This is a genomic window from Microbacterium pollutisoli (assembly GCF_053586795.1).
This window is the reverse complement of record NZ_JBNYWT010000006.1, coordinates 210,136-220,347: the sequence shown is the minus strand read 5'-3', so window position 1 is coordinate 220,347 and position 10,212 is coordinate 210,136. Positions and strand designations below refer to the sequence as shown.

Annotated in this window: 8 protein-coding genes; 5 read left to right on the top strand and 3 right to left on the bottom strand. The window is 72.1% G+C overall.

The features are described 5' to 3' along the window. Positions 1-275: 275 nt before the first annotated feature. Positions 276-3,716 (bottom strand): bifunctional proline dehydrogenase/L-glutamate gamma-semialdehyde dehydrogenase, encoded by a 3,441-nt coding sequence (locus ACQ143_RS13905; protein ID WP_449571301.1) that lies wholly within the window; start codon positions 3,714-3,716, stop codon positions 276-278. Positions 3,717-3,845: 129 nt separating this feature from the next. Here ACQ143_RS13905 and ACQ143_RS13900 point away from each other — a divergent pair, with 129 nt between their 5' ends. Continuing rightward, on the top strand, positions 3,846-4,745 hold the full coding sequence (locus ACQ143_RS13900) for a LysR family transcriptional regulator (protein ID WP_449571300.1): 900 nt from the start codon (positions 3,846-3,848) through the stop codon (positions 4,743-4,745). Between the two features lie 6 nt (positions 4,746-4,751). On the opposite strand, the gene purD is transcribed toward ACQ143_RS13900, so the two are convergent. Beyond that, a complete protein-coding gene (gene purD, locus ACQ143_RS13895) occupies positions 4,752-6,023 on the bottom strand; it encodes a phosphoribosylamine--glycine ligase (protein WP_449571299.1) in 1,272 nt (423 codons plus the stop codon). A gap of 45 nt (positions 6,024-6,068) precedes the next feature. Here purD and ACQ143_RS13890 point away from each other — a divergent pair, with 45 nt between their 5' ends. Then, entirely contained in the window at positions 6,069-6,425 is a 357-nt protein-coding gene (locus ACQ143_RS13890) for a sterol carrier family protein (protein WP_449571298.1), read from the top strand. A gap of 78 nt (positions 6,426-6,503) precedes the next feature. Beyond that, complete coding sequence (locus ACQ143_RS13885; protein ID WP_449571297.1) at positions 6,504-6,821, top strand: potassium transporter Trk; 318 nt, start codon at positions 6,504-6,506, stop codon at positions 6,819-6,821. Positions 6,822-6,889: 68 nt separating this feature from the next. On the opposite strand, the gene ACQ143_RS13880 is transcribed toward ACQ143_RS13885, so the two are convergent. Continuing rightward, positions 6,890-7,498: a zinc-binding alcohol dehydrogenase gene (locus tag ACQ143_RS13880; protein WP_449571296.1), complete on the bottom strand. Its 609-nt coding sequence runs from the start codon at positions 7,496-7,498 to the stop codon at positions 6,890-6,892. Between the two features lie 122 nt (positions 7,499-7,620). Here ACQ143_RS13880 and purM point away from each other — a divergent pair, with 122 nt between their 5' ends. Together purM and purF are read left to right on the top strand one after the other, a co-directional pair. Continuing rightward, on the top strand, positions 7,621-8,721 hold the full coding sequence (gene purM, locus ACQ143_RS13875) for a phosphoribosylformylglycinamidine cyclo-ligase (RefSeq protein ID WP_449571295.1): 1,101 nt from the start codon (positions 7,621-7,623) through the stop codon (positions 8,719-8,721). 22 nt (positions 8,722-8,743) lie between these two features. Further along, positions 8,744-10,207, top strand: coding sequence for an amidophosphoribosyltransferase (gene purF / locus ACQ143_RS13870; protein ID WP_449571294.1), 1,464 nt, complete (start codon positions 8,744-8,746; stop codon positions 10,205-10,207). The last annotated feature ends 5 nt before the right edge of the window (positions 10,208-10,212 follow it).

Sequence of the window (10,212 nt, the reverse complement as noted above, 5' to 3'; positions counted from 1 at the left end):
GCCGCTTCCCGCACGCTGCCCACCGACACCGCCAGTCGCAACACCCCCACACGAGACTCCAACAACACCTCAGGACCCACGCCCCACCTCCAGATTCAGGTGTTGCACTGACCCCCTGAATCTGCCGGGTGGATAGGCCCCATAAGCGCCAAGTTGCTCGGGTGGGTGGGGGTCCCGGTTGCGTTGGTCTGCTCAAGTTGGCGTGAATGTGGGGTATTCCGCGGGCATAGGCCCCATAAGCGCCAAGTTGGCGTGCGGGTGCCTAGGCCCCGCCCCTACAGCACCGCGTGGGCCAGCGGGTCGGGGTTGCCGAACCGGTGGGCGGTGATGCTGACCGCCTGCTCGCGCAGGAACGACAGCAGCTCGACGCGCCCGGCGCGGGTGACCTCGCCGTCGAAGACCGTGAGGTCCGGGCGTCCGCCGGCGGCGCGGATCAGTTCGGCGCCGTCGGCTCCGATCAGCCGCACGCGCGGCCAGGGCTGCGCGATGTAGCGGGCGTGCGCGGTGGCGGCATCCTCGACGCGCACGTCGATCGCCGCGTCGCGGATCGCCGCGGCGATCTCCTCGGGCAGCGCCTCGGCCACCGACAAGGTCACGCGACTGCCGGTGCGCACCGCCGCCGCCACGACGCGCACGATCTGCGCCGTGGAAGCCCCCCGCTCGGCACGGATGTCGGCATCCACCGGCAGGTACCGGAACACGTTGCGCTCGGCGGCCAGCCCGGTGCGGTCCCGCGGGGTGGCGAACTCGTCCTGCCACGCGGCCTCGTCGCTCGCGATCGCCTCGGCGAGCCATGCGCGTTCGTCGTCGGTGAGCGAAGCGGATGCCGCGGACACCACCCGCGCCGCCGGTGAGACGCTGACGGCGCTCGAACTGTCGGCACCGACGGGGGCATCCGACCACCGGCCGAGGCCGATCAGGTAGTTCGGACCGCCGGCCTTGAACCCGGAGCCGACGACCGACTTCTTCCAGCCGCCGAACGGCTGACGCTGCACGATCGCGCCGGTGATGCCGCGGTTGACGTAGAGGTTGCCGGCCTGGATGCCCGCCAGCCACGTGCGGATCTCCTCGGCGTCGAGCGCATGGATGCCGGCGGTGAGGCCGTACGAGATGTCGTTCTGGATTGCGATGGCCTCCTCGAGCGTGGCGGCGGTCATCACTCCGAGGATGGGACCGAAGTACTCGATCAGGTGGTACTCCGACCCGCGGCGCACCCCGGCGCGGACCCCCGGCGTCCACAGTCGGTCGTCCTCGGGCAGCGGCCGCGGCTCGATCACCCAGCGCTCACCCGGGCCCAGTGTCGTCAGCCCCTCGAGCAGCTTGCCCGACGGCGGCGCGATGACCGGCCCCACCTCGGCGGTCGGGTCGGTGGGCAGGGCCACGTGCAGCGACCGGACGGCATCGAGCAGCTGGTCGTGGAACCGGCGCGACTTCGCGACCGACCCCACGAGGATCACCAGCGACGCCGCCGAGCACTTCTGCCCGGCGTGGCCGAACGCCGAGTACACGACGTCCTTCGCCGCGAGGTCGAGGTCGGCGCTGGGGGTCACGATGATCGCGTTCTTGCCGCTGGTCTCGCCCAGCAGCCGCAGGTCGGAGCGGAATCCGCGGAACATCTCGGCCGTCTCGTACCCGCCGGTGAGGATCACCTGGTCGACCAGGGGCGAGGCGACGAGCTTCTCGCCCAGCGCCGAATCGGCCAGCTGCACCAGCTGCAGCACCTCGCGCGGGACCCCCGCCTCCCACAGCGCCTCGACCATGACGGCACCGCACCGGCGGGCCTGGCGGGCCGGCTTGATCACCACGGTCGACCCCGACGCGAGCGCCGACAGCGTGGAGCCGGCGGGGATCGCGACGGGGAAGTTCCACGGCGGCGTGACGAGCGTCACATCGGCGGGCGTGTACACGGCGCCGTCGACGTCGCCGAGCTCACGGGCCCGCTCGGCGTAATAGTGGGCGAAGTCGATGGCCTCCGACACCTCCGGGTCGCCCTGGTCGAGCGTCTTGCCCGCTTCGGATGCCATGACCTCCAGCAGCTGCGCGCGGCGACGCTCGAGGGCGTCACCGGCACGGTGCAGGATCTCGGCGCGGCCGTCGGCTCCCAGCTCCTGCCACGCGCTCGCCGCCGCGCGGGCGCGCTCGAGTACCGTGTCGACCGCGGCGGCGTCGGGCAGGATCGCCGCGTCCGCGGTCGCGACGCCCAGCTGTGAGGCGGGCACGCGGGCGAGGATGTCCCGACCCCACCGGCGGTTCACCTCGATGGCGGGGTCGGTGTCGGGAGTGTTGCGGAACCCGGAGGTGAGCCCGGGTGCGGGCGCGGCGGTGCGGTCCTGCACGCGGTGACTGCGCGGGACGTCGGCGCCCACGTCGGCCAGGGACGCGAGGAAGCGGTCGGTCTCGCGCTGCAGCAGCGCCGGGTCGGAGTCGAGCTCGAACACCGCCGACATGAAGTTCTCGCTCGATGCGCCCTCTTCGAGGCGCCGGATCAGGTACGCGATGGCGACGTCGAACTCCTCGGGCCGCACCACCGGGGTGTACAGCAGCAGCGAGCCGACCTCCCGGCGCACGACCTCGGCGAGGCTCTCGGCCATGCCCAGCAGCATCTCGTACTCGACCGCGCCGGTGACTCCGCGCCGCTGCGCGAGCAGCCACGAGTGCGCGATGTCGAAGAGGTTGTGCCCCGCGATGCCGAGCCGCACGTTCGCGACCCGGTCGGGCTGCAGCGCCCAGTCGAGCACGCGCTTGTAGTGCGCGTCGCTGTCCTGCTTGGTGTGCCAGGTGGCCAGCGGCCAGCCGTGGATCTCGGCGTCGACGTGCTCCATCGGCAGGTTCGCGCCCTTGACCAGGCGCACCTTGACGGGGGCGCCGCCGCGGCCGCGGCGGGCCGCAGCCCACTCCTGCAGTTCCACCATGGCGTCGAACGCGTCGGGCAGGTAGGCCTGCAGCACGATGCCCGCCTCGAGCCCGGTGAACTCGGGCCGGTCGAGGAGGCGCTGGAACACCGCCATCGTCAGATCGAGGTCGCGGTACTCCTCCATGTCGAGGTTGATGAACTTCGCCGGGGTGGATGCCGCGGCCTGACGGTACAGCGGCAGCAGCCGTTCGACGATCGCTTCGACGGCCTCGTCGAAGCCCCAGGGCGCGTGCGGTCCCACCATGGCCGACACCTTCACCGAGACGTAGTCCACGTCGTCGCGGCGCAGCAGCCGCAGCGTGCCGTCCAGGCGGCGCTGGGCCTCGGCGGAGCCGAGCACCGCTTCGCCCAGCAGGTTGATGTTCAGGCGCACGCCCTCGCGGCTCAGTGCCGTGATGGCCCGGCCGAGCTTGTCGTCGCGCGCGTCGGCGATGAGGTGCCCGACCATGCGGCGCAGCACCGCCCGCGCGATGGGCACGACGATGCCCGGCGCGATCGGTCCCACGGCACCGCCCAGCCGCACGGCCGCACGCAGCGGCGCCGGCAGGAACGCGGGCACCAACGGGGCCACCCGGCGCAGCGCGGCCGCCGCCACCCGCGTGTCCTCCGGGCGCACGACGCCGTCGACGAACCCGGTCGTGAAGGCGAGGCCGTTCGGGTCGCTCAGCACACCGGCCAGGCGGCACGCGGCGACCGAGGCGGGGATGTCGGCGGCTTCGTGCAGCCACCGATGGACCAGCGCGACGGTCTCGTCGGCGAGGTCGGCGTCGTGCGTGGTGTCGTCGTTGACGTGCGTGGTCATGACTGCTCCCTGGGTCCGAGCGTAGGCAGGCAGAGGGGTCGGCACCAGTGTGCGCCCGGGGCGATGGAAAGAAAAGCAACGCTTTCTCGCGTATTCCCTTCAGCTTCACTTCATGATTGGATGCCGGTGATGCTCGATCTGAAGAAGCTGCGCCTGCTGCGCGAACTGCACCTGCGCGGCACCATCGCCGCGGTCGCGGAGGCCGCCGCCTACAGTCCCTCGGCGGTGTCGCAGCATCTCGCCCAGCTCGAGCGCGAGGCCGGGGTCGAACTGCTGCGCAAAGCCGGCCGTGGCGTCCGGCTCACCCCGGCCGCGGAGCGATTGGTCGCGCGCACGGAGGATCTGCTCGACATCATGGAGCGCGCCGTGGCCGAGCTGCACGACCCCGACGCCGAGCTGTCGGGCACCGTGCGGGTGGCGGTGTTCCAGTCGGCGATGCTGGCGCTGCTGCCGGCCGCGCTGCAGGCCATGCGCGAACTCGCACCGCAGGTGCGGGTGCAGCTCGTGCAGCGGGAACCCGAGACGGCGCTGCGCGAGACCTGGATGCGCGACTTCGACATGGTCGTGGCCGAGCAGTACCCCGCCCACGCGGCCCCGCACCACACGGGGCTGGACCGGCAGGCGCTGACGCGGGACGCCATCCGCCTCGCCGTGCCCGCGGCCGGGCACGCCGGCATCCACTCAGTGGCCGACGCCGCCGACAGGCCGTGGGTCATGGAGCCGCACGGCGCCGCTTCGCGGCACTACGCCGAGCAGCAGTGCCGCGCCGCCGGGTTCGAGCCGGATGTGCGCTACGAGACGGCCGATCTGCAGGCGCACGTGCGCCTCGTCGAAACCGGCAACGCCGTGGCGCTGCTGCCCGACCTCATCTGGGAGGGCGCCGCGCCGGCGTGCCGGCTCATCGACCTGCCCGGCGACCCGCACCGCACGGTGTTCACCTCGGTGCGCGAGGCGGGCGGACTGTCCCCCGCAGCCACCGCGTTCCGGCGTGTGCTGGCCGGGGTCGCCGCCGAACTCGCGACGCGCTGAGCCGGATCAGCCGTCGGCGGCGGCGGCGATGTCGGTGCGGTGATGCGAGCCTTCGAGGCGGATCCGGCCGATCGCGCGGTAGGCGCGGTCGCGTGCTTCGGAGAAGGTGTCACCCAGGGCGACGACGTTGAGCACGCGGCCGCCGGTGGCGACGAGGGCGTCGTCGCGCTCGGCGGTCGCCGCATGCGCGAGGTGCACGCCCTCGACGGATGCCGCGTCATCCAGCCCTTCGATCGTGCGGCCGGTCACCGGTGCCGCCGGGTAGCCCTCGCTCGCGAGCACGACGGTGACCGCGGCGGCCTCGGCGAACTGCGGCGCGGGCTCGTCCTCGAGGTGGCCGCTGGCGGCCGCCATGAGCAGCCGCGACAGTGGGGTGACCAGGCGCGGGAGGACGACCTGGGTCTCCGGGTCGCCGAAGCGCGCGTTGAACTCGATGACCTTGATGCCGGAGTCGGTGAGGATGAGCCCGGCGTAGAGCAGGCCGATGAAGGGCGTGCCCTCGGCATCCAACTGCCGGATGACGGGCTCGGCGACCTCACGGGTGACCTGGGCGACGAACTCCGCTTCGCCACCGAACGTGCCGGCCAGCCACGGCAGCGGCGAGTAGGCACCCATGCCGCCGGTGTTCGGGCCGGCATCGCCGTCGTGCGCGCGCTTGAAGTCCTGGGCGGGCGACAGCGGCAGCACGTGATCGCCGTCGGAGAGGAAGAAGAGCGACACCTCGGGCCCGGTCAGGAACTCCTCGACCAGCACGGCGCCGTCGGACAGGTAGGCCTCGGCGTGGGCGATCGCGGCGGCACGGTCCTCGGTGACGATGACGCCCTTGCCGGCGGCCAGCCCGTCGGCCTTCACGACGTACGGCGCACCGTACGCGTCGAGGGCGGCGTCGAGCTCGGCGCGGTTGTGCGCCCGGGTGGCGCGGCCGGTGGGAACGCCCGCGGCCTCCATGATGCGCTTGGCGAACGACTTCGAGCTCTCCAGCTGCGCGGCGGCCTGACCGGGCCCGAAGACCGGGATGCCGCGCTTGCGCAGCGCGTCGGCGACGCCGGCGACGAGCGGGGCCTCGGGACCGATGATGACCAGGTCGATGTTCTCGTCGATGGCGTACTGGGCGACCTCGCGGCGATCGGCGGGGTCGAGCGCGGGCACGAGCGTCGCGTCGCGGCCGATGCCCGCGTTGCCGGGGGCGGCGAACAGCTCGTGGCCGGCGTCCTCCCCACGCAACGCGAGGATGATGGCGTGCTCGCGCGCGCCCGAACCGAGGACGAGGATTCTCACCCCTCCAGCCTACCGAGGCCGCCCGCCGCCGGTACGGTGGGCGTCATGGCGCGCAAGATCTCCACCGACGACGGCCGCGCCGCCCTGGCCGCGGTCGCCGCCGCGGAGCGGCCCGCGCGCACCGATCTGGCCACCGCCGTGCGGTACCTGCTGCAGCTTCTGGTCGAGAAGGCGCCCGGCAATTCGGTCGAGGTGCGGGTGCCGCCCTTCGGTGCGGTGCAGGTGGTCGAGGGGCCGCGGCACACGCGCGGCACCCCGCCGAACGTCGTCGAGATGGATGCCGCGACCTGGATCGCCGTCGCCACCGGCGTCGAAGCCTGGGCTGACGCCGCCGCATCGGGGCGGGTGCACGCCTCCGGCACGCGCGCGGACCTGGCGGATCTGCTGCCGCTGCGCCCCTGATCAGCTCGCGGGGTCGGGCCTGCCTTCCCGCGTGGATGCCGGGATCCGCTCCGCCCTGTGGGTGGGAGAATGGATGCTATGACCGAACCGGCCGGCGAATCCATCGAGACCGCGCGCGTGCGCCGCAGCCCCCGCTACGGGGTGTTCCTCGTCGCGGGCGCCGCCGTGGGTGCGCTCGCCGCACTCATCCTGACGTTCGTCTTCGACGGGTGGAAGAGCCCCACGACCGGGGTGACCTACTCGACCGGCCAGGTGTTCGGATTCCTGGCACTGTACGCGATCCCGCTCGGGGTCGCGCTCGCCGGCATCCTCGCCCTCGTGCTCGACCGTGCCGCCGCCCGGCGTTCGCACGAGGTCCGCATCGCCCGCACGCGCGTCCGCGACGACGAGGACTGAGGTCGGCCTCCCGGCATCCCCGGTGAGGGTCGCGGGAGGGGCCGGCGCGTCAAGCGAGGATCGGCGCGTCAGGCGATGTCGGCGATGACGGGCGCGATCGCCTTGTCGAAGGCCACCACGTCGCCGCGCAGCCCGTCGGTCACCGCGATCGTGAGCGACCCGATCCACCAGACGCCGCGCTGGGTGAGCGGCAGCACCTGCACGTTCAATTCGAACGAGTGCGCACGCCGGCCGATCTGACGCTCGTGCTGGGCGATCGCGCTCGCATACGCCCGGTAAGAGGTGCCGGTGCCCACGTGTGCGGTCGACCGGTAGCGCTCATGGGCGACGCGGGCATAGGCGACGGCATCCGGCCCGTGGGGGATGATCGCCGTGCGCAGTTCGTCGAAGCCCTCGGTGGGCAGCGCCGTGAGCATCTCGAACCCGTCGACGAGGTCGAGCGGCACCGGTGACGGGTGCGCCTGCGGCTCGACGGTCATCGCCCAGAACGCGCGCCACTGTCGTTCGAGCTCGCGGTGGGCGTCGTCATCGGCCGGCGCACCGGCGGGCACCTGTCGCAGGTGCGGCAGTTCGTCGGGCGAGCGAATGCCGAGCGTCTGGCGCAGATACAGCGCGATGAGCACCGGAAGGCTCGCGTCTTCGCGCACCACCCACTCCGGTTTTCCCGCCGCACTCATGGCGCCCATCCTAGGGCGGCCCGCCCCCGCCGCGGCGGCGCGGGCGGCGCGCCCGGGGCGGGGGCGTAACGGGGCGGGGGCGCGGGGCGTTCGCACGGGTGCGGGGCGGGTAGGCTGAAGGCGTGGCCTCGACCCCACCGAACCCCTATACCGAAGCCGGCGTCGACACCGCGGCGGGAGACCTTGCCGTCGAGTTGATGAAGTCGGCCGTCCGGCGCACCCACGGCCCCGAAGTCCTCGGCGGTGTGGGCGGATTCGCCGGCCTGTTCGACGCCGCCGCGCTCAAGGGCTACGACCGCCCGCTGCTGGCGACCAGCACCGACGGTGTGGGCACGAAGGTGGCCATCGCGCAGGCGATCGACAAGCACGACACCATCGGGCAGGACCTCGTCGGCATGGTGGTCGACGACATCGTCGTGGTGGGCGCCAAGCCGCTGTTCATGACCGATTACATCGCCACCGGCAAGGTGTTCCCGGAGCGCATCGCCGACATCGTGCGCGGTATCGCCGACGGCTGCTCGGCCACCGGCACGGCCCTCGTCGGCGGCGAGACCGCCGAGCATCCCGGCCTGCTCGGTCCGCACGACTACGACGTCGCCGGCGCCGCCACGGGCGTCGTCGAAGCCGACCGGGTGCTGGGTGCCGAGCGCGTGCAGCCCGGCGACGCGGTGCTGGCCCTGGCATCCAGCGGGCCGCACTCCAACGGCTACTCGCTGATCCGTCACATCATCACCGGCGCCGGCATCGGCTACGGCGACCACGCCGCCGACTTCGGCCGCACGTGGGGCGAGGAGCTGCTCGAGCCCACCCGTCTGTACACCTCGCCGCTGCTGCGCCTGATCGCACAGTACGGCGACAGCGTGCACTCGCTCAGCCACGTCACCGGTGGCGGCATCGCCGCGAACCTGGCCCGGGTGCTCCCGCAGGGCACGTGGGTCGACGTCGACCGCTCCACCTGGTCGCCCCCGCCCGTGTTCCGCGTGCTCGCCGACCTGGGCGGCCTCGACCTGACCGCGACCGAGGGCACCTGGAACCTCGGCATCGGATTCCTCGCCGTCGTCGCCGCCGAGCAGGCCGAGGCCGCGGCATCCACTCTGTCGGCCGAGGGCATCGCCACCTGGCAGGTGGGCACCGTGCACGACGGTCCCCGCCCGGACGGCGACTACGAGCAGGGCGCCAAGGGCGTCGACGGCGGCGCCGTGCGCCTGGTCGGCAGCTACTGAGAGAACGGACCAGCAACACCTCATGTGCGGAATCGTCGGCGTGGTCGGTCAGGGCCCCGTCAATCAAGAGGTCTACGACTCCCTCCTCCTTCTGCAGCACCGCGGCCAGGACTCCACCGGCATCGCCACCGCCGAGCGCAACGGCGTCTTCCACATCGCCAAGGCCAAGGGGCAGGTGCGTGAGGCCTTCCGCACGCGCGACATGCGTGCGCTGCTGGGCGAGATCGGCCTCGGCCACGTGCGCTACGCCACCAAGGGCGTCGCCTCGAGCGAGGAGGAGGCCCAGCCGTTCTACGTGAACGCGCCCTACGGCATCGTGCTGGTGCACAACGGCAACCTCACCAACACGCGCGAGCTCACCGAAGAGCTGTTCCGCAAGGACCGCCGGCACCTGAACACCTCCAGTGACACCGAACTGCTGGTCAACGTGCTCGCCGGCGAGCTGCAGGCCGTCATCTCCGGTCTGGAACTCGACCCCGAGCAGATCTTCGACGCCGTCACCCGGCTGCACCGCCGCGTCGAGGGCTCGTACGCGGCGATCGCACTGATCGCCGGATACGGGCTGCTGGCCTTCCGCGACCCGTTCGGCATCCGCCCCCTCATCCTGGGCACCCGCCAGGCCGCCGACGGCCGGTACGAGTGGACCGTGGCATCCGAGTCGCTCGTGCTCGAGAACGGCGGCTTCGAGGTCGTCCGCGACGTCGAGCCCGGCGAGGCGGTGTTCATCGATCTCGACGGCCACCTGCACACCCAGCAGTGCGCCGACGACCCGAGCCTGGTGCCGTGCTCCTTCGAGTACGTGTACCTCGCCCGCCCCGACAGCATCATGAACGGCATCTCGGTGTACGAGTCGCGCCTGCGCATGGGCGAGCGGCTGGCCGACACGATCGCCAAGCACACGCCCGAGGGTGCGATCGACGTCGTCATGCCGATCCCGGACTCGGCACGACCGGCCGCCATGCAGGTCGCCCGCAAGCTGGGGCTGGAGTACCGCGAGGGCTTCTACAAGAACCGCTACGTCGGGCGCACGTTCATCATGCCCGGGCAGGCGGTGCGCAAACAGAGCGTGCGTCAGAAGCTCAACGCGATGTCCAGTGAGTTCAAGGGCAAGAACGTGCTGCTGATCGACGACTCGATCGTGCGGGGCACCACGTCGAAGCAGATCATCCAGATGGCGAGGGATGCCGGGGCGAAGACGGTCACGTTCGCTTCGGCCGCGCCGCCGGTGCGCTTCCCCCACGTGTACGGCATCAACATGCCCTCGCGGCACGAGCTGGTCGCGCACGGCCGCACCATCCCGGAGATCGCCGAGGAGCTCGGCTGCGACCACCTCGTCTACCAGGAGATCGACGACCTCAAGGCGGCGATCCTCGAGGGCACGCCGGACGTCGAGGACCTCGACATGAGCTGCTTCGACGGGCGTTACGTCACCGGCACGGTCACCGACGAGTACCTCGCGTGGGTCGAGGAGACGATCGTGAGCTGACGGGG